The organism is Halothece sp. PCC 7418 (genome assembly GCF_000317635.1).
In the GTDB taxonomy this organism is placed as follows: Bacteria; Cyanobacteriota; Cyanobacteriia; order Cyanobacteriales; family Rubidibacteraceae; genus Halothece.
This window is the reverse complement of sequence record NC_019779.1, coordinates 2,279,683-2,303,370: the sequence shown is the minus strand read 5'-3', so window position 1 is coordinate 2,303,370 and position 23,688 is coordinate 2,279,683. Positions and strand designations below refer to the sequence as shown.

The 23,688-nt window shown below is 42.7% G+C and carries 21 protein-coding genes and 1 tRNA gene; 8 read left to right on the top strand and 14 right to left on the bottom strand.

From position 1 onward, the window contains the following. Positions 1-8: 8 nt before the first annotated feature. Positions 9-1,301 carry a DNA cytosine methyltransferase gene (locus PCC7418_RS10335; protein WP_015226124.1) on the bottom strand — a complete coding sequence of 431 codons (1,293 nt, stop codon included), beginning with the start codon at positions 1,299-1,301 and terminating at the stop codon, positions 9-11. 343 nt (positions 1,302-1,644) lie between these two features. Between PCC7418_RS10335 and PCC7418_RS10330 the strand changes: the two genes are divergently transcribed. Continuing rightward, entirely contained in the window at positions 1,645-3,087 is a 1,443-nt protein-coding gene (locus PCC7418_RS10330) for a sodium:alanine symporter family protein (RefSeq protein WP_015226123.1), read from the top strand. 136 nt (positions 3,088-3,223) lie between these two features. On the opposite strand, the gene PCC7418_RS10325 is transcribed toward PCC7418_RS10330, so the two are convergent. After that, a complete protein-coding gene (locus tag PCC7418_RS10325) occupies positions 3,224-4,819 on the bottom strand; it encodes a sodium:proton antiporter (RefSeq protein ID WP_015226122.1) in 1,596 nt (531 codons plus the stop codon). Between the two features lie 8 nt (positions 4,820-4,827). On the opposite strand from PCC7418_RS10325, the gene PCC7418_RS10320 reads away from it, so the two are divergent. From PCC7418_RS10320 to PCC7418_RS10310, 3 genes are read left to right on the top strand one after another with little or no spacing between them, the layout of a single operon-like run. After that, entirely contained in the window at positions 4,828-5,916 is a 1,089-nt protein-coding gene (locus PCC7418_RS10320; RefSeq protein WP_015226121.1) for a mechanosensitive ion channel family protein, read from the top strand. Between the two features lie 24 nt (positions 5,917-5,940). Beyond that, entirely contained in the window at positions 5,941-7,056 is a 1,116-nt protein-coding gene (locus PCC7418_RS10315; protein ID WP_015226120.1) for a mechanosensitive ion channel family protein, read from the top strand. Between the two features lie 10 nt (positions 7,057-7,066). Continuing rightward, positions 7,067-7,537, top strand: coding sequence for a uroporphyrinogen-III C-methyltransferase (locus PCC7418_RS10310; protein WP_015226119.1), 471 nt, complete (start codon positions 7,067-7,069; stop codon positions 7,535-7,537). Positions 7,538-7,981: 444 nt separating this feature from the next. Here PCC7418_RS10310 and PCC7418_RS10305 read toward each other — a convergent pair whose 3' ends face one another. From PCC7418_RS10305 to PCC7418_RS10255, 11 genes are all read right to left on the bottom strand, one after another. Next, positions 7,982-8,401, bottom strand: a complete 420-nt coding sequence (locus PCC7418_RS10305; RefSeq protein ID WP_015226118.1) for an EamA family transporter — start codon at positions 8,399-8,401, stop codon at positions 7,982-7,984. A gap of 17 nt (positions 8,402-8,418) precedes the next feature. Continuing rightward, positions 8,419-9,294, bottom strand: a complete 876-nt coding sequence (locus PCC7418_RS10300; protein WP_015226117.1) for an ABC transporter permease — start codon at positions 9,292-9,294, stop codon at positions 8,419-8,421. 213 nt (positions 9,295-9,507) lie between these two features. Continuing rightward, positions 9,508-9,581 (bottom strand) — tRNA-Pro (locus tag PCC7418_RS10295). Between the two features lie 75 nt (positions 9,582-9,656). Beyond that, the gene (locus PCC7418_RS10290; protein WP_015226116.1) at positions 9,657-10,028 is read right to left on the bottom strand and encodes a DUF1818 family protein; all 372 of its coding nucleotides are present in this window, start codon (positions 10,026-10,028) and stop codon (positions 9,657-9,659) included. 17 nt (positions 10,029-10,045) lie between these two features. Continuing rightward, a complete protein-coding gene (locus PCC7418_RS10285) occupies positions 10,046-10,756 on the bottom strand; it encodes a prepilin-type N-terminal cleavage/methylation domain-containing protein (protein ID WP_015226115.1) in 711 nt (236 codons plus the stop codon). Further along, complete coding sequence (locus tag PCC7418_RS10280) at positions 10,716-11,231, bottom strand: Tfp pilus assembly protein FimT/FimU (protein ID WP_015226114.1); 516 nt, start codon at positions 11,229-11,231, stop codon at positions 10,716-10,718. The genes PCC7418_RS10285 and PCC7418_RS10280 overlap by 41 nt, the downstream gene beginning before the upstream one ends. After that, a complete protein-coding gene (locus PCC7418_RS10275) occupies positions 11,212-11,943 on the bottom strand; it encodes a hypothetical protein (RefSeq protein ID WP_015226113.1) in 732 nt (243 codons plus the stop codon). The genes PCC7418_RS10280 and PCC7418_RS10275 overlap by 20 nt, the downstream gene beginning before the upstream one ends. Positions 11,944-11,971: 28 nt before the next feature. Beyond that, complete coding sequence (locus tag PCC7418_RS10270) at positions 11,972-13,297, bottom strand: hypothetical protein (protein WP_015226112.1); 1,326 nt, start codon at positions 13,295-13,297, stop codon at positions 11,972-11,974. 213 nt (positions 13,298-13,510) lie between these two features. Beyond that, complete coding sequence (locus PCC7418_RS10265; protein ID WP_015226111.1) at positions 13,511-15,061, bottom strand: hypothetical protein; 1,551 nt, start codon at positions 15,059-15,061, stop codon at positions 13,511-13,513. A gap of 219 nt (positions 15,062-15,280) precedes the next feature. Further along, positions 15,281-16,210 (bottom strand): RluA family pseudouridine synthase, encoded by a 930-nt coding sequence (locus tag PCC7418_RS10260; protein WP_015226110.1) that lies wholly within the window; start codon positions 16,208-16,210, stop codon positions 15,281-15,283. Then, positions 16,211-17,764 carry a sodium:alanine symporter family protein gene (locus PCC7418_RS10255; RefSeq protein WP_015226109.1) on the bottom strand — a complete coding sequence of 518 codons (1,554 nt, stop codon included), beginning with the start codon at positions 17,762-17,764 and terminating at the stop codon, positions 16,211-16,213. A gap of 224 nt (positions 17,765-17,988) precedes the next feature. Here PCC7418_RS10255 and PCC7418_RS20540 point away from each other — a divergent pair, with 224 nt between their 5' ends. Continuing rightward, the gene (locus PCC7418_RS20540; protein ID WP_171814904.1) at positions 17,989-18,165 is read left to right on the top strand and encodes a hypothetical protein; all 177 of its coding nucleotides are present in this window, start codon (positions 17,989-17,991) and stop codon (positions 18,163-18,165) included. A gap of 160 nt (positions 18,166-18,325) precedes the next feature. Here PCC7418_RS20540 and glpD read toward each other — a convergent pair whose 3' ends face one another. Further along, a complete protein-coding gene (gene glpD, locus PCC7418_RS10245) occupies positions 18,326-20,014 on the bottom strand; it encodes a glycerol-3-phosphate dehydrogenase (RefSeq protein WP_015226107.1) in 1,689 nt (562 codons plus the stop codon). A gap of 208 nt (positions 20,015-20,222) precedes the next feature. Here glpD and PCC7418_RS10240 point away from each other — a divergent pair, with 208 nt between their 5' ends. The 3 genes from PCC7418_RS10240 (at position 20,223) to PCC7418_RS10230 (ending at position 23,616) form a co-directional block, all read left to right on the top strand. Beyond that, complete coding sequence (locus PCC7418_RS10240; protein ID WP_015226106.1) at positions 20,223-20,486, top strand: hypothetical protein; 264 nt, start codon at positions 20,223-20,225, stop codon at positions 20,484-20,486. Positions 20,487-20,535: 49 nt separating this feature from the next. Continuing rightward, entirely contained in the window at positions 20,536-21,201 is a 666-nt protein-coding gene (locus PCC7418_RS10235) for an energy-coupling factor ABC transporter ATP-binding protein (protein ID WP_015226105.1), read from the top strand. Between the two features lie 156 nt (positions 21,202-21,357). Further along, positions 21,358-23,616 carry a caspase family protein gene (locus PCC7418_RS10230; RefSeq protein WP_015226104.1) on the top strand — a complete coding sequence of 753 codons (2,259 nt, stop codon included), beginning with the start codon at positions 21,358-21,360 and terminating at the stop codon, positions 23,614-23,616. Positions 23,617-23,688: the final 72 nt, after the last annotated feature.

Genomic DNA, 23,688 nt, shown 5'->3' with positions numbered 1-23,688 from the left:
GAAAAAAGTTACTTATTTTTCCTAGTTCTGGGTGCAATTACATGAGGATCAACTTGATAGTGTTGAGCAGCTTTTGACATATCTAATCTTAATAACTGTTCTTCTCCTAAATCAAAGTAATTTTCTATTTTCTTAGGTTCAAATCCTAAAACTTTGATAATTTCTGTTGCGACTGCTTTTGCCAGTAATGGTGGGACAGAGTTACCAATTTGTCGGAAACCATGCCATTTTGTCACATGAAATCGAAACCAATCGGGATAAGAATGTAACCGTGCTGCTTCTCGTACTGTAATACATCTGGGAAGATGAGGATGAATGGGACGAGGGGAAGTGTAAGCCCCGCGATTACTTGCAGTTCCTGCTCTTAAAGTGTTACAAATTCCATCAGGATGAAGTTTATAAAAACGACTAATCGGTTCGGTTTTTCCAGGTAGGGTTTCCGCGAACCTGGCCATTGATTTTTCTGTATGTTGTGTTCTTAAACTTGCGGTCAACAAACTGGAATTATAAGTTCTAGGATAACTGTAATCATCTTGAACGCTGCCATTTTGTCGCAACTGATTGCTATAAAAGCTGGGTTTACCAAATTCTGCTTTTACGGTATCTTGTGTTAACAATTCAGGATAGTTTTCGATAAGGGGTAAATCAATCAGTGCGTCTTTTACAGTTGGACTATCAGGCTGATGACCATTAATTGAATTGGCTTGACTTTTCGCAGGTTGAGTGATAGGAATGGGATAATCAGGAAGTGTTTGATCGCTACGACATCCTAATAAAAATAAACGGTTGCGATTTTGAGGAACACCAAAATTAGAAGCGTTCAAAACTTGATAAGGTAGTTGAACCTTGTAGTCATTTTTCTGAAATTTTTCAATTAATTCGTTTAATAATTGCTGCGACTTTCCAATTGCCATTCCCGCAACATTTTCCATGACAAAATATTTCGGTTTCAGTTCTAACACCAATCTGAGAAAATGAAAGACTAAAGCATTTCTTTCATCTTCCAAAACGCGCTTTCCAATTAAAGAAAATCCTTGACAGGGAGGCCCTCCGCAAACTACATCAATCTCTTGATCTTTAATGAGAGAAGATTGTCTAATTTTTTGTCCTGTCAAGTGTTTCACATCTTGACAAATCACTGACCAAAAGGGAAAGTTAAACTCGTGAGCAGCACAGTGGATGGGATCAATCTCAACTGAGGCAAGGACATCAAACCCAGCTTGTTCAAAACCTAAAGTGATCCCACCAACTCCTGCAAATAAATCAACTGCAACTGCGCGTTTTTGTTGAAATGTGTCCATCTGAAAACTACAATCTCTCTTTTGATCTCGGACTCATAGTTTAGCAGGTTCTTTGCCAATTCTGACTTTAGCTGCTATCGTTACCCATTTTCCCCAGTCGATCTCATCCTCATATTTAATTGATCTACAAAATTTAATTTTCTCTTTATGCCGACATTACAAATCTAGAACCAAGTTGGATAACTCCTCTTCTCCAGAGAAGTGAGTGAGAAGTTTGATGATTTCTACAGCGCGATCGCGCTCTTGGATAAAGATTATTTCGTATCTAAAGTTACAGTTCCACAGGAAGTGAAATGTAAGATGATGGAGTATTTATTCGCAATTTTTAGAGGAATGCTCACCCATGTTCGATGTTCTCAACAACCTCATTTGGAGTAAGCTCCTGATTGTCCTTTTAATTGGTATAGGACTCACTTTTACAATTCGCTCCCGTTTTGTTCAATTCCGCTACTTGGGGCTAATGTTGTCCAACTTCAAGGAGGGGTTCAACCATGAGGAAGGTCACCTCAGTTCCTTTCAGGCACTTGCCCTAAGCGTTGCGGGTCGCGTGGGAGCGGGAAATATTGCGGGGGTCGCTGTCGCCATTACTTTAGGAGGACCAGGGGCAATCTTTTGGATGTGGTTAATTGGCTTAATCGGCATGGCGACCAGTTTCTTCGAGTGTACTCTCAGCCAAGTCTTTAAGAGAGCCGAACCTGACGGCACTTATCGAGGGGGTCCCGCTTACTACATTGAGCAAGGATTGAATCAGCGCTGGTTAGCTGCCGTTTTCTCGGTTTTACTGCTGGTGACCTTTGGTTTGGGCTTTAATGCACTCCAATCTTATACAGTGGCTGCCTCGGTAGAGGATACCTTTGGCTTATCTCGTGACATGACCGCCTTCATCATGATGGGGATGTTGGGCGCGATCATTTTTGGCGGAGTCAAGCGTATCGCTCACGTTGCCGAATATATCGTACCAGTCATGGCAATTGGCTATTTCCTGATGTCCCTCGCAGTAATTATCACCAACCTAGACGGTATTCCAAGCGTTTTTGCCACTATTATTCGCAATGCTTTTGGCTTTGATTCAGCGATTACCGGTGGCATTGGGGCTGCGATCATTTTTGGCGTTAAGCGGGGGCTATTTTCTAACGAAGCGGGTTTAGGAAGTGCGCCTAACGTTGCAGCAGTGGCTTATGTTAAACATCCTGTTAATCAGGGGATGCTTCAATCTATAAGTGTCTTTATTGACACCATGGTTCTGTGTACTTGTACCGCAGCCGTGATTTTACTCTCTGGTGTTTATGAACCCGGTGCAGAGGTCAACGGCGTGACGCTGACCCAAAATGCCATGTCTGAACAATTTGGTTTTTTAGGACAAGCCTTTGTCACCTTCGGTTTAGCTCTGTTTGCTTTCACCTCGATGCTGTATAACTATTACTTGGGTGAAAATAGCCTCAACTTCTTCAGCGAAGAAAATCACACCCTCTTCAATGGCTTTCGTGTTTTAACCCTTGCTTTGATTATCTGGGGCGCAACCCAAGATCTGACAACAGTGTTTGGTTTTGCTGATCTTACTATGGGGTTATTAGCCTTAGTGAACTTGGCAGCGCTGGTGATGTTATTTGGGGTTGGATTAAAGGTATTGCACGATTTCGAGAAACAGCTTCGCAGTGGCAAGCAACAACCCTTATTTACAGCAGCGAGCTTACCTGAATTTGAAATTGATGCTAAGGCGTGGCCCCATGAACCATCAGAGCCAGAACCAACAGTTGAGCGGGTTGAGGCGGGTATGTTTCGATAAAACGCCATGGCTTCGCCAGTTCGTGTAGCAAACATCAAATCTTCAAAAAGATCTCAAACGTAGGTTGGGTTGAGATAACGAAACCCAACAGTAGCAAAGGTTTTGTTGGGTTACTCTTAATTCCTTTAGTTTTTGTCTAGCTGCTATTTTCTTCAACCAAGATGACTGGAATCGGACTACTTTCTAAGACGGTTTGGGAAACTGAACCAATTAAAACATCACTTAAGACTTGATGTCCCCGTTTGCCAATAATAATGTCACTAACATTTAAAAATTGAGCGGTTTCAACAATTTCTGTTCCTACAACCCCATTACTGGTGGTAAACCGATAAGGGATATCCGCCAGTAGTTTTTGACTGAGTTGTTTGAGTTGATCGGTTTTTGCTTCCTCCTGATGACTAATCACATGGAGAACGGTTACTTCGGCATTGGTTCGTCTGGCTAAATCTCCTGTTTTTTTCAACACTTCTCTGGCGAGGGGAGAGGTATCAATGGCAGCAAGAAGACGAGTTTTGCCGGTGGTCGTGACTTTGGTGGGGTCAACTTCTCCTTTTTCTAATAATTTTGGGGCAAAATAGGGAATTGCCCACGCGCCCACCGGTGCAGTGACTAAAATGGATAATACCGCCAAAGCGAGAATAATTTCTCCCCCTGCAATGCCTTGTGAGAGGGGAATTGCACCAATGGCAGCTTGTACGGTGGCTTTTGCAGAATTTCCAGGCAATAAAAAGAGTTTTTCTCGCCAAGTCCAATTACTCCCCACTGTAGAAAGATACCAACCGATACTGCGTCCGAAAAGTAAGCCGACGGCTAAAATGGCTAAACCCGGTAAGAAGACACTGGCTAAAACACTAAGTTTCAAACTAACGCCAAGTAAGACAAATAAGACAATTTCAGCAACAATCCAAAGTTGATTAAATTCTACCCGCAACCGTCGCGCTAAAGGGGCATCAAATTCAATGAGGAAAAAGCCTAGCGCCATGGTTGCGAGATAGCCAGAAAAGTAGGGAAACGTTTCCGCAACAACAATTAAACTTAAGGCAAGGCTTCCCACAATAATAATTTCATGGACGGGGTTTTGGGCAAACTTAAATTTAGCTAGAATCAGGGTAATTAAACGCGCTACAACATAGCCAATAATCACCCCACCTACAATTTGTAAGAGAACCTGAAAGGGGAGTAAGGTGAGGGAACGGGTTTCAGTTCCTGATCCGAGAAAGTTCAGTAAAAGGCTGAAAACAAGCAGAACGAGAACATCGGACAAAGCACTTCCAGTTAAAATCACATCGGGAATCCCTTTTTTAACCCCCCAACCTAAACTTTTCAGCCGTAACATTCCTGGAACAATGACTGCGGGTGACTCCGCACTGATGACACAGCCGAGGAGAAGACCGATCCAGAGATTAAAATCAAACAGAAGCATGGAAAACAGCGCGATCGCGCACATTTCGGCTAAAGCAGGTAAAAATCCAAGCCTGATCGCAACATTTCCCTGTTCAATCAGTTTTTCCCGATCTAACCCTAACCCCGCCCGCATTAAAATCACCATGACTGCAGCAGTTCGTAACTGATCAGCGAGAGTGATTACAATTGGGTCAAGTAGATTGGTGAGTTCTTGACCGAGGAGGATTCCGACTGCGATCATTCCCAGCAAGGGCGGTGTTCCCAGTCGGCGAAACAGTTCTCCCCCTAGGAATCCCAATAGTAAGATTAAAATAGCACTTTCAAGCATTTGGTTCGGTGAATTCGATTAATCCTTTACAACTCAGTGTCGTCTTTTTTTTAGCAGTTGTTCTCTTTCTTAGTTGTCTTTTGATTGCGGGGTTATCCTATTTACCCTTCTCCCAAATTTCTCAGGCGTTAATCAAGCGATTTGCCCCTGGAGAAATTTATCGGAACACTACTCCTTCTTTTAAGATTTGGCTGGTGTTAACTATTGTTATTATTAGCTTTGATGCTGCTTTTTTGCGACTTCCCAGTCCGACATGGTTAGACTGGCTCGAATTTCCCTTGGGCTTATTTGTCGCGATCGATGTTTGTTTTTTTAGTTTTAAGGTCATTGATAAATTATTTGAGAATTATATTTTAGGGGTAGCCCTTGAAGATGATACTAAAATTAATAGTGAACTGTTTGCATTAGGGCAATATTTAAGCAAAGCAACCACGGTTCTAATTATTATCTTTTGTTTTGCCCAAACCCATCAAATTAATCTCATTGGCTTAATTGCAAGTTTAGGAGTGGCAGGGGCAACCATTGCTTTTGCATCCCAAAGAGTGATTGAAGAAATTCTTTGGAGTATTGTGCTGTTAATTGATCGCCCTTTCAGTGTTGATGATTACATTCATCTTCAGGATCGCACTCTTGGGAGAGTAGAATCGATCGGCTGGCGTTCCACTAAAATTCGTCTCTCAGGAAGAAATACCTTAGCCGTGATCCCAAATAGTAACCTTGTCAAAGAAAATATTGAAAACTTAACTCGGGCAAAACGGGTGATTTCTATGATTACCTTGACCTTTTTTAGCCAGTTATCTGAAAATGAGAAAGCTCTGATTCAACAGTTTATTTTAGACAGCACTCATGATATTTTAGGCATTGACAATGAGCTAACTCAAGTCAATTTTAAGGATATTATTGATCGTGGTGGGGAACACTGTGTCCGTGCTGATATTATTTTCTTTATTCTTGGGGCAACGGATACCTCAATGGAATTACGCCGTGGCTTACTGGAAATTGCTCGTGATAATATTGTGCAACGTTTGCAAATTTATGGTATTGCTTTTAATTGTGAACAAACCACAGTTGATGTCCCCCAACAAATGACCATTTAATGATCTTGAAAGTGATGGCAAATTGTGCAGATTGAATGGGATATCTTAAAAGATGTTTTAGTGCTCATGTTGCGCTTGGGATTATTTTCTCTCGGTGCAATTGTGTCCCCATTTGTGGGTCGATTTTTACCGCGCTTAATCTGGCGATGTCTGCAACTCACCCAACGCTATATTGCGATTGATGCTAAGCACACTTATGACCAGTTTGTCAAGTCATTTCAAAATTTAATCGCGATCGCGGGGACGCTGTCTTTTCTAGCTTTAGCCTTAAATTTACTTGCTGAGTATGAAGAACTGTATAAATTTCTGGGTTTCTTTATTTATTTTGCCCTTTCGGTCACCCTCGCCTGGATCGCCCTGAAAATCAGTCGCCAACTGATCCGACGGACTGTAATTGGTTTAGTACAACGGTGGTTTGGAGAAGTCAATGAGGTCGTTTTAATTTTTGAAACCCTGATTTATGTTGTTATCGTAATTTTAGCGGGGATTATTTTTGCGATTGGTTTAAAGCTCAATATTACCGCTCTCATCGCCAGTTTAGGGATTAGTGGGGTCGCGATCGCGTTTGGGGCCCAACAAACCCTCAGTCGCTTATTTGGCACTTTAGAAATCTATTTAGATCGTCCCTACCGCCCTGGTGAATATATTCGGATTACGTTTAATCCCTACGGTGAAGATGCTTATGGTCGCATTGAATCAATCGGTTTACGTTCTACCAAAATTCGGATGGTCGCAACCAATACCATTACCATTGTTCCCAATTCCTTAATGGCTGAAAAAAATATTGAAAATGTCAGTCGCGGAAAAAAAATCGTTGCCATGTTATGCTTGGACTTCTTGAGGGTTTTAGACAATGGAGAACGCGCTTTAGTTAAACAAGTGGTACAAGAAGCAAGTGATGTCTTTTGGGGCTTCACAACCGCCAGCATTCATGTTCAGTTTGCCACAGCAGAACACCAAGCAGGAACGCGGGCGCGGATTATCTTTTTTATCTCTAGTGTGGATGAAAGTTCTCTCGGCTTACGGAAACGACTTTTAGAACTAGCTAACAGCGCGATCGCGCACAAATTGGCTGCTTACAATCTCAAATTCACAACTCCTGAACCTGTGGTCTATATCGACTCGCCCATGTCACTTTAGGTGCATTGCCATGAATCCGCAATCTTTTCCTGACTACAACAACCCAGATGCTTCTCCTTCCCAAAGTTTACCGCAAACGGTCGAAGAATTGGAAGTAAAATTAGAACGGTTACAAGCCTTAGCACAAACCCTCATTGGTGGATTAATTGTGGCAATTCTTATCACCATTGGTGTTTCAGGATGGTTTGCTTATCGCTTAATTTTACAAGAACAAACCGCCCGACGCAAAGCGCAAGAATTTGAACAAACAGAAATTGAATTTCAAGACCGATTAGATACCTTAGAACAACGGTTATTAAGCCAACAGGAAAAGATTGAACGCCTCCAAGAACAAATTCCTGAAAACCTAGAAACAATTAATAACGCAGTTGATTCCAATCAACAAGAAATCGAACGCCTCCAAGAACAACTCCAAAAAACAGAATCTTCTTCAGAGCAAGAATCCACAGACCAAGAGGAGGCGACGACCAGTGACCAGTGACCAGTGACCAGTGACCAGTGATCAGTGATCAGTGACCAGTGACCAGTAATCAGTAATCAGTGACCAGTGACCAGTGACCAGTGACCAGTGACCAGTGATCAGTGACCAGTGACCAGTAATCAGTAATCAGTGACCAGTGACCAGTGACCAGTGATCAGTGACCAGTAATCAGTGACCAGTGACCAGTGACCAGTGATCAGTGACCAGTGACCAGTGACCAGTAATCAGTGACCAGTGACCAGTAATCAGTAATCAGTGACCAGTGACCAGTAATCAGTAATCAGTGACCAGTGACCAGTGATCAGTTACCAGTGACCAGTAATCAGTAATCAGTGACCAGTAAAGAAGAACAAAAACGACCCGCTACCCAATAACAAATGACTAATGACTAATGACTAATGACTAATGACTAATGACTAATGACTAATGACTAATGACTAATGACTACTTAACAGAAGAAAGAATTGTAATCCCAGCTAAGCATAATAAAATCCCGAAAATTTTACCAAAACTAATACTTTCATTGAGAAATAAAAAAGCAAGAATTGTGGTAACAATCGGATATAAACTGGTAATCACAACCACTTTTGAGGCTTCTCCTTCACCGATCGCGTTAAAAAAGAAAAAAGCCCCAAAGCTAGCAAACATTCCCACCAAAATCCCCAAATAAGTCCAACCATTTTCCCATTCAAAAGAAAAAGAATTGCGGTAAGTTAGCACATAGAGAGGAATCCCCAAAGCCGATCCCATCAGGGAATAAATCAGTAAACTCGGCGCACTTAACTCAGCACTCACAAATTTAGATAAAAACCCCCAAACCCCATACAAACACAAACAAATTAAACTTAAAACTAACCAAGACATAGACGTTTTCTTATTAATTAAATTTCTTCACGCGGATCAAAAATTTCACTGAGTCCTTCTCCCAGTAATGAAAATCCCGACACCATTAAGGTCATCGCTAACCCTGGAAAGAAAGCAGTCCACCAGATTCCTGTGGGAAGTGCGTCAAGGGCTTGACGAAGGGCATACCCCCATTCTGGTACGTTTTCGGGTAACCCTAAGCCCAGAAAGCCTAAACCCCCTAAAATGAGGATAGCATCTGCAGCATTGAGAGTGAATAAAACAGGGACACTTTGAATGACATTAAAAAAGAGATAGCGAGATAAAACCCGAGTTGGAGTCGCTCCCATGGCTCTTGCTGCTTCAATAAAGAGTTCTGTTTTCACGCTAGTGGTATGATTGCGAACCACTCGATAGTATTGGGGAATATAAGAAATACTCACCGCGATCGCCGCATTAAAAACGCCTCTCCCCACAACAAAAGCGAGAGTTACCGATAATAATAACCCTGGCAGCGTATAAATCGTATCCATCAAAAAGAGCAAAGCGCGATCCAAGCGTCCCCCTAAATAACCGCTAATCATTCCTAACGGGACACCAACAACCAAGCTAATCGCTGTTGCAACCACGACCACCTGTAATGCAGCGCGAGTTCCAAACAAGGTCCGTGATAACACATCATAGCCTTGGCGGGTTGTTCCAAACCAGTATTCCGCATTGGGCGGTTGATGAATCGGGTTACTCAAGGATTCTGTTGGACTGGCTAACCACCCCCAACTTGTCCAAATCGGCGCGAAAATAGCAACAGTCACAAAAAATAGGGTCAGGAGGAAGCCTAGGGCTAAGAGAACACGGGAAACGCTCAGACGAAACGAAACAGGATTTTTTTGACCAATACGGCTTTTACTAACCATAATTATCAGGTTGATTTTTTGACATCCTCCCCAGTCCAGAAGAAGAATGAAAGAGTGGTCAGCACTATAGCGGTTCTAATATCCTAACCCGAATGAGTAGTGCTATAGCAACAGCAACCAAAAAACAACCCTTCCCGCTTATGGGAAGGGCAAAAACAGTCTCAATTTAGCTTTTAAGTGGGGTTGATGCTTAAAGCCTTTTTGTTCTAAACATCGGAGCGGCGGGATTTGAACCCACGACCCCCACTACCCCAAAGTGGTGCGCTACCAAGCTGCGCTACGCCCCGAAGCTCACGGTCTTTAATAATAACTCACTTTTTTAGAAATGGCAAGGGAAGACAAAAAATGAAAACTCTCTTTCTCTAGAGGGAATTTTGGGAAAAGTGTTGTACTGCGGTGATTAGTTCTGAGACCGCACTCGCTGACCAATTTCCTTCTCCACAACGCCCCGTTTGAACAATTAAGCGCAGGGAAAAAGCATGAGGGTATCCTTCAACTTCTAGCCAGAGTTCGTCTGATTCAGCCTCACAAGCAATTCTCTCTTCATCCACTAATTCTTGCGCCATCTCTTCCATGGTTGTCGCCAGTTGTAGCAGTAAGCGACAAAACTCTTGAAATTCAGTAGCAGTGAGTTCCAGCGCCCATTCATCACTCCCCACTAAGCCTTTATAGATTTTGGCATAGGGATTCCAGCCAAAACGCCAGCCTTGTCCTTTTTTGAGAATTCGATCCATTTCTCTAGCAGTTGAAATTAATTGCTACGAGCAAAGGCTCTTCCTCTAATCGTATAGTCCTCACTGGAATCCCCTTCTAAATTTCCAACTAAAGTAATTTCTGCTTGTGTCGCATCATTTTGGATACAAGTATAAACCCCTCCTGCTACACCTTCATCCCCATTTAAGGTTTCATCAGCATTGCAAGTTGGTACTGAGGTATTGCTTGTATTATCCACAATGCGATCAACGAGCAAATCTCCTGACCAGTTACTAGGCGTTGTAGGATTACTGTAAGTGCCATCGGCATTAAAATCAGGACCCCAACGTCTTAAAACACGGGGGCCTTTCCAATTACCAGATGTAGGCTCAGTATAGTAAATAATTCTCTGGTCAACATCTGGAACATCCAAAATCAGAACACAGGTTAAATTATCACTATTATCATTGCAATCTTTACCAAAATCAGAAGCATCAGTCGAGATATCAATTGCACCACTATTAGGTTCAATACTTTCAGCCATTCTGATTTCTTCAGTGATGAAATCTAAAGCCCGATTCAACTCCGCCCGTTGTTGGGTTTCTTCTTCAGTTTCTTGGCTTTCCTGTAAAAGATAGGTCAAACCAACACCTAAACTAGCAGTAACAATCCCTGTAATTACTAGGGCTGCTAATAGTTCAACCATAGTAAATCCCCTATTTTTAGATTTAGTTTGTCGTACAATTTTCGGATGTAGGGCTAGCAACATCGCCAGTATAATCTCCTGTTCTAATAATGCCTAACGGAGTGGAAACAACTAAACATTTCTTATCGTAATTATCGGGAGCATCTTCAACAAAAAAAACAATTGTTCCTGCTCCACCAAGAGTATTAGTTCCTCGGAATGAAAAAGATATGTTGCCATTCGTCGTATTCAAACCAACTCGTGAAGAAATATCAGGTTGAAAAATGCAGTTTCCTGTAATTTTATTATTACTATCATCAATTTGGGTATTGCAAGTGTCGCTGCGTCTCACTGCTTCTTCACGGGCTTGTTGCAGTGCTCCTTTTGATTCGGCAAGAGCATTTTTAACTTGAACATTGTTATACCAACTCAGTAAACTGGGTGTAGATACAGCAGCCATAATGCCTACAATAACTGAAACAATGATCATTTCAAGGACTGTAAAACCTGCTGTTGGGTCAAAATAATTTTTTTGGGTTTTAGCATTCAAATGCTGCATAAGGAATCACCTCAGAATAGTTTTCAGTTAAAAGGGCTTCTTCTTTGGTATCGTCAGAGGCTGAACTAAACTCGCTTGCTGATAAGTCATAGACACGATGTTCTACGATCAGGACATCAAACGGTTCTTGATTTTTAGGGGTGAACGTAACTTCTATTGTATAGGTGCGGTCTGATTTAGTCCCTGTTTCTTGGTAGGTTAAAGTACTGTCATTAGACTCGTTACTACCATGACGAAAATCACGAAACTGATCGGCAAATCCTGAGTTGACATCAGCAGCATCACAAGACCCGATCGCTGCAACCGTATCGTCTGCATTGACATTTTGAGATAAGCCTGATCCAAGATTTAAGGTAGTTCCCGAGACACTACTAATTGTATAAGTGCCTGCACTCCCGATCCGAATTTCATCATTTGCTTCAAAATTACTACTCGATGATGCTACAGTAACAGAAGTTGCACCACTCACCGCAGCACTAGCAAGTGAACTCCGCTTATACCGAGCGGTTTGACTTCTAATGACTTCTAAATCTTGTTGCACCACGTTAATGGCTTCGCTGCGTTTCAAGGCTTTTGATTTGAAGAGTGCGCCAATAACAATGGTTTGCAGGGTAATCAGCGTAAATGTTGTTGCAACTATAATTGCAATAATGGTCTCCAATAGAGAAAATCCAGCTTCTTGATTAATGGCAATAGGTTGAGGTTTGATCATGGTTGAGACCTTTTAAGTGAATAAGGAACTATTGAGCGTTGCGTTGCCAACTGGCAAGGGGATTAACTTTTTCAAAGCCATCAATTTCAGCACGAAGAGATGTGGGAATTTCTGACCACGTTACATCTTGGGCAATGAGTGTTCCACTGGGGTTAGAGCTACAAACACCATCCCACCGCCACTTATCGATCCAGAGCGCGCCTGCAAATTTAAGAGAACCGCCACTGCCATTTACGCCAACATTAGCATCAGGAGCAAGAACAAAAGCCTCCAAAAGGTTATTACCAGACAAGCACATTTGATCGACATCTGAGGTTGCACCGTAGAGGCTAAAACTGGTGGGGTTGGCGTTATTATTGACTAAGCCGGAACTTCCTTTAAAGTCAACATCTTTGCCTGTTCGACCTTGAACATAGAGAGCGACATTTTTCCCATTTTCAATTTCCAAGAGGTCACTTCCACTCATATAAATATAATCTGCTTGGTAATAATAGGTGTCAGTGGCACTATCGTAATGGCTAGACGTTTCATCATGAACGATGGCTGGACTTTCGCTAGGTAAGTTGAGAGGTAAGGTTGTTGCACTGGTGATTGCTCCCAAATCATAAGGAGTAACAGGAGGAGTTGGAATATCAGGGAATTCAATCAATGGGTTGTAAGTTAGCTCCCCTGTAATTTGACTTTCTTCCTCACTGCTAATATCAGAGTCTTCCTGACAACCGGAAACAGCAACACTACCGTCAATGGTTTCGTTTTTAACATCAACTTGGTTAGCAAGCAGTCCAGGAGCAAAGCCGTCATCGTCAGAAATAATGGTCGTTACAGGAATTACAACTTCGAGAACACTGGTGGAAGTCTTACTAGCAATATTGGCTTGTCCAGTAATTTGTAATCTTCCTTCTTCATTCACAGCATCATAAGTATAATTGTCAATCCGATACCGATCGCGCCCATCATTGACACTAATCCAAACCCCACCAGCATAATCATTCAAACGAGCCACAAGGGGAGTTGAACCATCATCGCTACAAAGAGCATTATTTAACTTGGTTGCTTCATCCGACCAATCAGGTAAATCAACATCCGCAATGGTTTTTACCGTACTAATCAAGCTCAAAGTATCGGAGACTCCCGCTTCTGCAACACTTAAACTTTGTGCACTTCCTTCCTCTAAAGCGGTGACGACTTGATCTTTTTGAGAGCGACCCAGTAACGTTAAAACCACCACCATCATAATGAGCCCCAAGCCCATAATCAGAGGCAGTGAAAAGCCTTTCTGTTGATTGATTTTGTATTCCCTAAGAATCTTCAGTTGGAGTTGACAGGGTAAGTTTTTTAAGGAGATTTTATTCATAACAATTTATGTATTTTAATCACAATAATTAGGATTTTTTACCCATTTAATATGGCAAATTTCTTCTATTTATGTTATAGCAATTTTTGTGACCCAGTTAGTTCAGTAATAGTATTGAAAACTGACCTGATTCAGATGACAAAAAATAAAGATGACAGTTCAATTTCACTGCCATCTTGTAATTCGTATTTCGTTTTTCACGACTGCTTCTGATTATTTGGCTTGACGTTCCCAAGCATTAATGGGATCAATCGCTTGTAGCCCATCAATTTGATTGCGGATATTTTGAGGAATTTTATTCCAGTCTGCTGCTTGAGATAAATATACCTTTTTGGATTTCGATTTAGCACAACTTGCCTCACCCCAGTTATTCGCCCATAATGCACCTTCCATAATAGGTGAACCAGAACCACCGCCATTGACACCAAAACTGGCATCAGGGGCAAAAATAAAGCCGAATATTCGGGTTGTACCACTCAGACAAACATTATTTGTTCCCCGACCATAGATTGTTAGTGCTGTTGGAGTTCCTTTGTTATCTCCATTAATACAAGTATTGCCTGCTATATCAATATCACCACCATCTAAGACAATAACTACATTTTCACCATTCTTAATTTTGAGATTAGTATTGCTATCTAAATTCAGGCTACTAGCTTTATAGTAATAACGTTGTTCTTTTGGGTCGTAATTAGAGCTTGTTGTATCGTCACTCGGTAATGGTAAGGTTACTACATTTTTTTTCTTATCGCAGTTGGCACTACCACCACTACCATCAGTATTTTCATTTCCGGTATCCTCATCCTTATCCTTATCACCACCTACCGAATCTGGTTTGGTTGCCATGAGAGGAGGATTAAGATCGCTCATCGTGCCAAAAGGATTAAAGGCAACTAAGTAACTTTTATCTTCATTAGAACTACTTGCTATTTCAGAAAAACCACTTGATGTAATATCTCCTAAATTCTTAGGAGTTGCTGGAAGTTCATCATCTGCAGGAATTTCAGGAAACTTCAAAGCTGGATTAAACTTAAGTTGTCCAGTAATTTGAGCTCTCTTCTCATCAAAATTATTTGTGTCATCATTACATCCTACATACAACACATCACCATCAATGGTTTCATTATCAATCTGACCCTGCTTAACTAAAAGCCCTGGTGCTAAACCGCCAGTAAGAAAACTATCATCAACAATATCAACGGGGATTGAAACTTCTAAAATAGTTGTAGAAGCATTCTTATTAAGGTTAGCCTGTCCTTCTATTTGTAAAGTTCCTGTTCCTGTTCCATCATCATAAGTATAGCGATTGATCCGATATTGGTCTTCGCCATTATTAACCGCAACCCAGCGATCTTCAAGGTTGGCTTGTGCATATTTTTCGAGACGACTGGATAAACTAGAGCCCGCACCGCTACCACCACCACTACAACTATCTGAGGCAAGTTGGATGCCACTTGTTGAGTCATCCGTATCTATCTCTGACCATTGGTCGAGATTCCTAGTTGATATTGTCGGGACAGCATTAATTAAACTCAAGGCATCTGTAATCCCAGCTTCTGCAATACTCAGACTTTCCGCACTTCCTTCTTTCAGGGTCGATTTCACTTGATCCTTCTGAGATTGCCCAATCAGGGTCATTCCGATAACAGTCATAACTAGTCCTAAACCAACAATTAACGGTAGTGCAAAGCCTTGATTTTGCCGTTGAGATAGGAAATATTGTTGGAAGAGCTTGACGTAAAAGTGAGATGGTTTAGCATTCATGATAATTTACTTCAGATAGAAAATATGTTTTGCTTTAATTCACGCTTCAGAAAAGAAAATCTAACGCAATCGTAACTGTAGAGATCACTACCTTTACTTTAAATGATTCCCATAGTGAATGCCTAAGCTAACGTTTCTTTTAAAAAACTAAGCACGATATTCAATCGGTCTAGCTCTGTGAGGATGAGTCTTTTCAGAAAGTGTGGTAGAACCAACTGTTTAGCGAGAACGATTTCTAAGTTCTGCCAATAATTTAGTAAAATCTGAAGGGAACGGCGCGATCGCGCTGATCATCTCTCCTGTCATCGGATGAGTTAAAGTGAGCTTTCTCGCGTGAAGCACTTGTCCTGATAAATTGACTCCAAGCGACTGTCCTGAACTATACATCGGATCGCCGACAATGGGATGTCCCATCGCTGCACAATGAACGCGAATTTGGTGGGTGCGTCCTGTTTCTAATTGAAACGCCAGCAGACTATAATTGCCAAGGCGCTCTTCCAGTTGCCAGTGAGTGATTGCAGTGCGTCCCCCCTTTTCTACAGCAACCACTGCCATCTTTTTGCGATCAACCCGATGGCGACCAATGGGCCGATCAATTATTCCCTCTACGCCTTTAGGAACGCCGTAAATAAGACCTAGATACTCTCTTTTTGCAGTTTTGACCTGAATTTGTTTTTGTAAGTGCTGATGGGCAAAATCGTTTTTTGCTACCACGATCGCGCCAGTAGTATCTTTATCGAGACGATGGACAATCCCAGGACGTTCAACTCCTCCGATTCCTGCTAAATGGTCACAGTGAGCAAGGAGCGCATTAACTAACGTCCCGCTTTCATGTCCAGGGGCGGGGTGCACGACTAAACCTGCTGGTTTATTGACGATAATCAGATGTTCATCTTCATAAAGGATATCAAGAGGAATGGCTTCTGGTTCAACCGAAAGCGGTTGCAAGGGCGGAACCGATAAAATCAGGCGATCTCCCGCTTCAATCCCTTGCTTTTTATTGGTGCAAATGTCCTCATTCACTTGCACATTCCCCTGTTCAATGAGTTTTTGCAGACGGGAGCGCGAAAAATCGGGGAAGGCTTGGGCGAGGGCGCGATCGAGCCGTTGTTTCCCCTGCGCGATCGCGACTTTTTGGGTTTCAGACAATTATTTTTTCGAGGAACTTGTGTATTCTTCTTGGGCTTGGGAATCGGTTGTTGATGATCCAGCGACAGCACGTTCTAATCGCAGTTTATCCATATAAACTTCCAGATCATCCCCCACTTTCCCCGCGAGTAAGAAACAGCCGAGGAGATTCGGAACTGACATCGCAATCAACATCATATCGCTGAAATCGAGAACAATGCCTAATTCAATGACAGAGCCTAGAAAAACAAAGACAATGAAAATGACTTTGTAAAGGAGGGTACTGGCTTCTCCAAATAAATACATCCAAGCCTGTTCTCCATAGTAGCTCCAAGAAACAATATTGGAAAAAGCAAATAAAATCACTGCAATGGCTAGCACCGTGGGAAACCATTCGACAACAGTTCCAAAAGCAGCAGCAGTCAGTTGAATCCCTGAGGCTTCCCCACTGGCAAAACTTTTGTAAACGCCTGTGATGACGATGGAAATCGCTGTCAAATTACAGATGATTAAAGTATCCACCAACGGTTCAATGGAAGCAACAATTCCTTCTCGGATCGGTTGATCATTACGAGTTGCAGAGTGCGCGATCGCCGCGGAACCAATTCCCGCCCCATTAGAAAAGGCAGCGCGACGAAAGCCTTGCACAATCACTCCCACTAATCCCCCTTGAATCGCGGTTGGAGAAAACGCCCCTTTGAAAATAACGCCAACGGCTTCGGGGATAATTTGCCAATTGCTGAGAATAATCCACAGACAACCGCTAATGTAAAACAAAACGACCAGTGGTACTAAACGACTGGTAACCACCCCGATGCGACTAATTCCGCCGATAATGACAACGCCCACCAGTAAAGACATAATCAGCCCATAAAACCAACTGCGTTCGGCGATAAAGGGGAGAACACCCGCTAGGGCTGCATAAGACTGATTCGCCTGAAACATATTCCCTGCACCAAACGTTCCCAAGACACAGAGAATGGCAAAGAAAATTCCTAAAACACTGCCTAAAGGACGTAACCCCAGTTCTGAGAGTCCGCCAGACAGGTAATACATGGGGCCCCCCGCAACACTGCCATCGGGTTTGACTTGACGGTATTTTTGTCCGAGAGTACATTCGACAAACTTACTGGACATTCCTAAAAAGCCAGCGATACTCATCCACACCACCGCGCCAGGACCGCCCATTTGAATCGCGATCGCTGATCCGGCGATACTCCCTAAACCAACTGTTGCTGAGAGGGCGGTAGAAGCAGCCTGAAATGGTGAGACTTCCCCTTCTTGGTCATCGTCATCTCCGCTACTGCTTTGATATTTTCCTGAGAGGACTGCGAGGGCGTGACTAAAGCCTCTGAGGTTAATAAATCCCATGCGGAAGGTAAAATATACGCCTCCGATAATTAACCAAAGAACGATGATGGGCATCCCGAAAATGGGATAGAAGAAAATGGTTTTTAAGATCGCAACAAAATCAGCAAACGCTTGATTCAATTGAACGAAGATGCTGAGTTTTTCTGATGCTGCCACCAGTAATCCATTCATTTGTTCAGATGTAATTAGAAATAGATTCATCATAAGATTTGCTTTTGGTTGATGGCTCACGACTCATTTTTCTTTCTAGCAATTGTTATTTTTGTGAGGTGGATACTGATTTCCCTTAACCCACACCGAAATGGTATAACTCTTGCCAACGAGAAGGAAACAATCTTGCCTATTATCCCCTATTACTCTTCAGTTGTCTATTTGCGGTCAATCTTAAGACTGATATTTACGGTACAACCATCTCAAAACTTGCAGGATTGTTAATAAATTTTCCCGATTTTGCTGTAAAAATTCATACTTTTTACGAAGGGTTAAGCTCTGATACTCACGACGGCGAACATTCAATTGTATTAACTGAAGCGCGATCGGAACGCTTTTTTCAAGACTTTCTAGTGTGTTTGCAAGTTGAGTTAAGTGTCTTTTTAGTTTTATAAGTTGCCAAAACAAATAAAAATTAAAAATAAAAATGAGACTATTGCAAGTAAGAACAAATATCAACATTATTGAGGATTATGATTGCCTGGTTATCGGGAGCAATAGCTAAGTAAACGACTCCCAATAACGAGTACCCCCAGATTAAAAAAAGGGATGGCTTTAACGGGTTGCGGTTGCTCGTTTTTTTGGTGTTAAAACATAATCGGGGATGCAGTTGCCTTCCATATAAGCATGATAGTCTTCCGTTGCGCGATCGCGCTGAGTTTGACTCCAACCGCAATGGGTTTGTAAAACCTCACCGACAACCGATAACACATCTAACCCATAATTGCACTCCATAGCAATGGTGGTTCGACGGCGTAAAATATCAACTAAGGTCTGGGCTGATTCATAACGAACCGCATACACAATTTGTGCTTTAATATCTGGTAATTCTGGGGTAATTGCTTCAGCCAGTTCAGGAGATTCATCAATTAATTTTAAAACCGATACCGCTCTTGCTCCATAGAGAGTAAAGAGATGGTCTAATGTTTTTAAGGGAACGCGATCGCGATAGGTTTGTATGGCTGCTGTCATCCGTTGATCGCTCTTGACAATTGCGCCAGGAAAAGGGGTTTTTAAAGTCGGACAAGCAGGAAGATTACGCTTTTGTTTTTTACCAACGAGATCCACTAATTCTTCCGCCGTATGACGAAATGTGGTTAACTTACCGCCAATCAGAGAAATCAAGTTCTTCACTCCTTCTGAGCCATGGTCATGAATGATATGTTTACGGGTAACACTGCCTGGTTTTTGTCCTTCTGCATAAGGTAACGGACGGACACCCGAATAAGTAAACGTCACATCGTCACGGGTGAGTTGTGCACTGGGAATGATTAAGTTGGTTTCTCGCAATAAATAATCAATCTCGTCATTATCGGCTTTGACTTGGTCTAAACTGCCTTTGAAAGGTAAGTCAGTTGTCCCAATCAAATACAGTCCCAACCAAGGGACAATAAAGAAGGGACGACCATCGGACTTCGCTTCCACATAGAGGGCGGTATCAGGCGCACCCGAGAAAGGAGGAACAACAATATGACTGCCTTTTGTTCCGCCAATTTTCGGCTTTTCACCAATCGGGGCTGATTTTTGATTGGTTTCTCCTCGCTGACACACTTGATCGACCCAGGGCCCACTGGTGTTAATGATAACCGCTTGCTTGCTTCCCTGAACCGTAAAAGATTCCCCAGTGAGTTGATCTTCGCATTCTAACTGAGTAATTTGATCGCGATCGCGAACTAGCCCTGTCACTTCCGCATAATTGAGACAAGTTGCCCCGGCTTCTTCTGCTGCAATGATATTTTCTAAACAGAGACGTTCGGCGTAAACCGCTTGTCCATCATAATATTGTGCGCCTCCTTTTAAGCCCTCTTGGTCTAAATCGCGAAAGAGTTGATGGAACTTTTCTTTTGGTAACATCCGATGAGAGGGCAGGGTTTTGTCAAAGCTAAAAAGATCATAGAGCAACATTCCTGCACTGATTTTCCAATAGGGGCGCGATCGGTCTCCATAAACGGGTACAGTTAGCATCAGGGGACTCACTAAATGGGGTGCAGTCCGCAGTAACACTTCTCTTTCCCTTAAAGACTCTCGCACTAGGGAAAACTCAAAATATTCTAGATAGCGCAATCCCCCATGAACTAAGCGCGTTGACCAGCTAGAAGTTCCCCCAGCATAATCGCCTTTTTCCAGTAAAATTGTTTTAATGCCCCGTAGAGCAGCATCGCGGGCAGTCGCTGCGCCATTAACGCCACCGCCGATAATAATCAGGTCATAGTCGGTGTTTTGAATGGTTGAAAAATCTCGCATTCGATTTCATATCCTTGAGTGACTATTCCCTCAGTTTAGGGGACTACTTCTCATCCCTCAGCTTTCCCAAGAGAGAAATTCGTTGATCAGTGACCAGTTACCAAAGAACAAAGAACGAATAACGAAGAACAAAAATTAAGAATGTCCCTTATGAAGTGAGAATTGCTAGAGATAAGATACATTGGGAAAGAAACTTATGCTTTAACCTATGTTCTCGATTGATCTGACTTTGAAATATAGCCCGATTCCGATTACGGTTCAACGCAAAGAATCGGAAGATGCTCAAAAAGTGTATCAAGATGTTCTGAATGCACTGAAAGCGGACACCCCGCAATTAGTTGAACTCACCTGTGAAAAAGATCCGGAAAAGAAAGTTGCTGTCTTTAGCGACCAAGTTAGTGCTGTCATCTTATCGCAAAAAGATGGTAGTCCAGCGGGACGACCCGCAGGGTTCTTTATGCAACAATCCTAATTAGACAATCACTGTACCCCCTTTTGGGGGAATTTTTAAGGGTAATTTGGTGACACACGCTGCGATCGCGCTCGAAAAGATAAGTTTTGCTTGGCAACGGGAGCAACCGGTTCTCAAAGATTGTTCCTTTACGATCCCCCAAGGGGAGTTTTGGATGTTGTTGGGGAGTAATGGTAGTGGAAAATCAACGCTACTCCGCATCTTATCAGGATTGCTGAAGCCTCAAAGTGGGACTTGCTATGTGGAACAGCCCTTAGGGTTTGTCTTTCAAAATCCAGATCATCAATTGGTGATGCCAACGGTTGGGGCGGATGTGGCTTTTGGTTTGGTGAAAGAACAGTTAAGTTGGACACAAGTGCGCGATCGCGTGCAGGAAGCGTTAAGTGCTGTCGGGTTACTGGGTTGGGAACGACGACCGATTTACGCCCTCAGTGGCGGACAAAAACAACGGATTGCCATTGCTGGCGCGATCGCGCGGAATTGCCCCGTTTTATTGTTAGATGAACCCACCGCCCTCTTAGATCCCGATACCCAACTGGAATTAGTGCAGCAAGTGCGCTCTTTAGTGAAAAGTCGGGGGATGACAGCCCTTTGGGTCACCCATCGTTTAGAAGAATTAGATTATTGCGATCGCGCTTTCATTTTAGAACAAGGAAAAATCACAAAAGAAGGCTCACCCCAAGCCCTAAAAGAATACGTGTCCCAGTCTCATTAGAAGAAAGAGCTTCCAGAAAACCCCTCCCTTAAAGTGACCCAAGAACAAGGAACAAATAACAAATAACAAATAACCAAATCAACCTTTGATTTTCCGACAAAACCTTCTACAGTAATAGCAGATTAAATTTTAATCAGCATAGTTGCAGCAAATCAGATGGGTATTGATCGGCGTAATTTCCTACAACAAGCAGGACTAACAGCATTGGCTTGGGGGCTTAGGGGAGAATCAAACTTGTTCCTACCACCAGCATGGAGGAACCAAATTAAACAACAGGCGGAAGTTTTAGCTAGTAGCAACGGTAGGAAACTTGCTCTGTTGGTGGGGATTAATCAGTATAGTGGCAATGATCTTAAAGGGTGCATTACGGATGTTGAACAACAGCAGGAACTCTTACGCTATCGGTTTGGTTTTCAACCAGAAGATATCTTAACACTCACCGATCGCGCTGCCAGTCGAGATCAAATTATCAATGCGTTTCGGGAACATTTAATTGCACAAGCACAACCGAACGATGTTGTTGTCTTTCATTTTAGTGGTTATGGCACAAAAGCAAAAATCCCTGCTTCTCTTCAACAGAGGAATACAACAACAATTAATTGTCTGGTTCCCAGTGATGGTGCTACCTCCAATCGTTGGTTTGGAGACAGTAATTTTCTCCTTGAAAATACCTTAGCCACCTTAGCGCGATCGCTGCTTACCGATCAAGTTACCCTGATTCTTGACACCAGCTATCTTCCCATTGGTCAACCCCTGCAAGGGAATTTCCGAGTGCGCTCCCTCAATCGTGCTGCTGCTTCCAGCTTGAGTGAAAAAGACTTTGAGGTTGCCCAAAGCCTAAAAGCGGAATTAAACCAGAGAGACTTGTCTTCAGAAAGCCTGATCAATCAAGCCCAAACCTTGCGGGGGGTCGTCATTACCGCCACAGGTCCCCAACAAATCGCCACAGAAACCGATTGGGGAGGATTTCATGCGGGAGTCTTTACCCATACCTTAACCCATTCCCTTTGGGAAGCCATTTCTGCAAGCAACATTCAAATTTCTCTCACTCGCAGTGCACAAACCATTGAACGATTACTCGGACCGCAACAACAGCCTCGTTTGTTTGGCAAAGACCAAGGAAAAACCATTGTCCCCTACTATGCCTTTTCTGATTTATTTGGTGCAGAAGCTGTCATCACTGGCTTAGAGAATAATGTCAAGTTGCGTCTCGTGGGGATTCCTCCGTCTGTACTCAAAGATTATGGAGTTAATTCCATCTTTTCCCTCCCCTCTCGATACACTGAAGACACTCCCAAACAAGTTCAATTAACCAGTCATGACGGCTTAAATGCCAGCGCCCGCTTTCTCCAAGGAAGTAATAGTCTGGAAGTGGGTCAAGGGTTACAAGAAGAAATTCGGATCATTCCTCGCAATCCTCGGTTAATCATTGCTTTAGAAGCCAACCTAGGTCGCATTGAACGGGTTGATGCCACCAGCGCTTTTTCTGATGTGGGAGAAGTTTCAACAGTGATTACAGCAGGAGAAGGCAGTGCCGATTACGTTTTTAGCAAAGGACAATCTTTACAAGGGAATCCCCCCCTGAAAAATATTGTAGAAAAAGGCTATGGTTTATTTTCCGTCGGGGGAATGCCCATTCCCAGCACCGTGGGCACACAAACCGAAGCCGTCAAATCAGCGGTGATGCGAATTGTTCCGAAATTAAAAACCCTGTTAGCCGCGAAATTATGCCGATTCACCGTCAATGATGGTTCTTCCCAGTTAGGCTTACGAGCAACCTTAGAAACTGTTTCTCCCCAAGGAGAGACAACACCTGTGATTAGCCAAGAAACTTTTCGCTATCGCCAAGGCAAAGAATTTTTCTTTGATACCCAATCTTTACCCTATGCCTTAGCAGGTGCTTTTCCTCAAATTAATGCGGGGACGCAAATTCAATATCGCTTACAAAACATCAGCGATCGCGCGATTTATTGTTTGTTATTGGGAGTCGATTCTGGCGCAAATCCACTTTGTTTTTATTTCCCTGATTCCTCAGCAGTTGCCGATCCCTCTCAAAATATCCAACCCCTGCAAAATCTCAAACTGACTCCTAGAGAAACCCGTATCATTCCCAAAACTGAAGCCTCTTATGATTGGCAAGTTCCAGGTCCTGCTGGATTATCAGAAATTTATGTCCTTGGCAGTAGTCAACCTTTTACTAAAACCCTAAACGTCCTTTCTCAAATTCCCCAATCGAAAGGAGAAGGAGAACGGATTATTGATTTGCCAGATCCGCTGAAAGTCATGCAAGCGGTACAAGAAGACTTACAAGCTGCCAGTCAAGTGTCTAGCGAGGTTACAGGATTGGATAGCAGTGTTTACGCCTTAAATGTTCATTGTTGGGCAACGTTGAGTTTTGTCTATCAAGTGATTTAGGGTCGGTTGAAAAACTGCGCGATCGGTGAAGACCGTTATTCGTTAGCATTGCCCACCCTACAAGGCACGTCC

What these genes read in the sequence shown, in the direction of transcription:
- PCC7418_RS10240 (WP_015226106.1), top strand. Translation starts at nt 20,223, where the DNA reads ATGTTCTCGATTGATCTGACTTTGAAATATAGCCCGATTCCGATTACG.
- PCC7418_RS10285 (WP_015226115.1), bottom strand. Translation starts at nt 10,756, where the DNA reads ATGTTGCTAGCCCTACATCCGAAAATTGTACGACAAACTAAATCTAAA.
- PCC7418_RS10310 (WP_015226119.1), top strand. Translation starts at nt 7,067, where the DNA reads ATGAATCCGCAATCTTTTCCTGACTACAACAACCCAGATGCTTCTCCT.
- PCC7418_RS10305 (WP_015226118.1), bottom strand. Translation starts at nt 8,401, where the DNA reads ATGTCTTGGTTAGTTTTAAGTTTAATTTGTTTGTGTTTGTATGGGGTT.
- PCC7418_RS10280 (WP_015226114.1), bottom strand. Translation starts at nt 11,231, where the DNA reads ATGCAGCATTTGAATGCTAAAACCCAAAAAAATTATTTTGACCCAACA.
- PCC7418_RS10265 (WP_015226111.1), bottom strand. Translation starts at nt 15,061, where the DNA reads ATGAATGCTAAACCATCTCACTTTTACGTCAAGCTCTTCCAACAATAT.
- glpD (WP_015226107.1), bottom strand. Translation starts at nt 20,014, where the DNA reads ATGCGAGATTTTTCAACCATTCAAAACACCGACTATGACCTGATTATT.
- PCC7418_RS10325 (WP_015226122.1), bottom strand. Translation starts at nt 4,819, where the DNA reads ATGCTTGAAAGTGCTATTTTAATCTTACTATTGGGATTCCTAGGGGGA.
- PCC7418_RS10330 (WP_015226123.1), top strand. Translation starts at nt 1,645, where the DNA reads ATGTTCGATGTTCTCAACAACCTCATTTGGAGTAAGCTCCTGATTGTC.
- PCC7418_RS10230 (WP_015226104.1), top strand. Translation starts at nt 21,358, where the DNA reads ATGGGTATTGATCGGCGTAATTTCCTACAACAAGCAGGACTAACAGCA.
- PCC7418_RS10255 (WP_015226109.1), bottom strand. Translation starts at nt 17,764, where the DNA reads ATGATGAATCTATTTCTAATTACATCTGAACAAATGAATGGATTACTG.
- PCC7418_RS10270 (WP_015226112.1), bottom strand. Translation starts at nt 13,297, where the DNA reads ATGAATAAAATCTCCTTAAAAAACTTACCCTGTCAACTCCAACTGAAG.
- PCC7418_RS10290 (WP_015226116.1), bottom strand. Translation starts at nt 10,028, where the DNA reads ATGGATCGAATTCTCAAAAAAGGACAAGGCTGGCGTTTTGGCTGGAAT.
- PCC7418_RS10275 (WP_015226113.1), bottom strand. Translation starts at nt 11,943, where the DNA reads ATGATCAAACCTCAACCTATTGCCATTAATCAAGAAGCTGGATTTTCT.
- PCC7418_RS10300 (WP_015226117.1), bottom strand. Translation starts at nt 9,294, where the DNA reads ATGGTTAGTAAAAGCCGTATTGGTCAAAAAAATCCTGTTTCGTTTCGT.
- PCC7418_RS10335 (WP_015226124.1), bottom strand. Translation starts at nt 1,301, where the DNA reads ATGGACACATTTCAACAAAAACGCGCAGTTGCAGTTGATTTATTTGCA.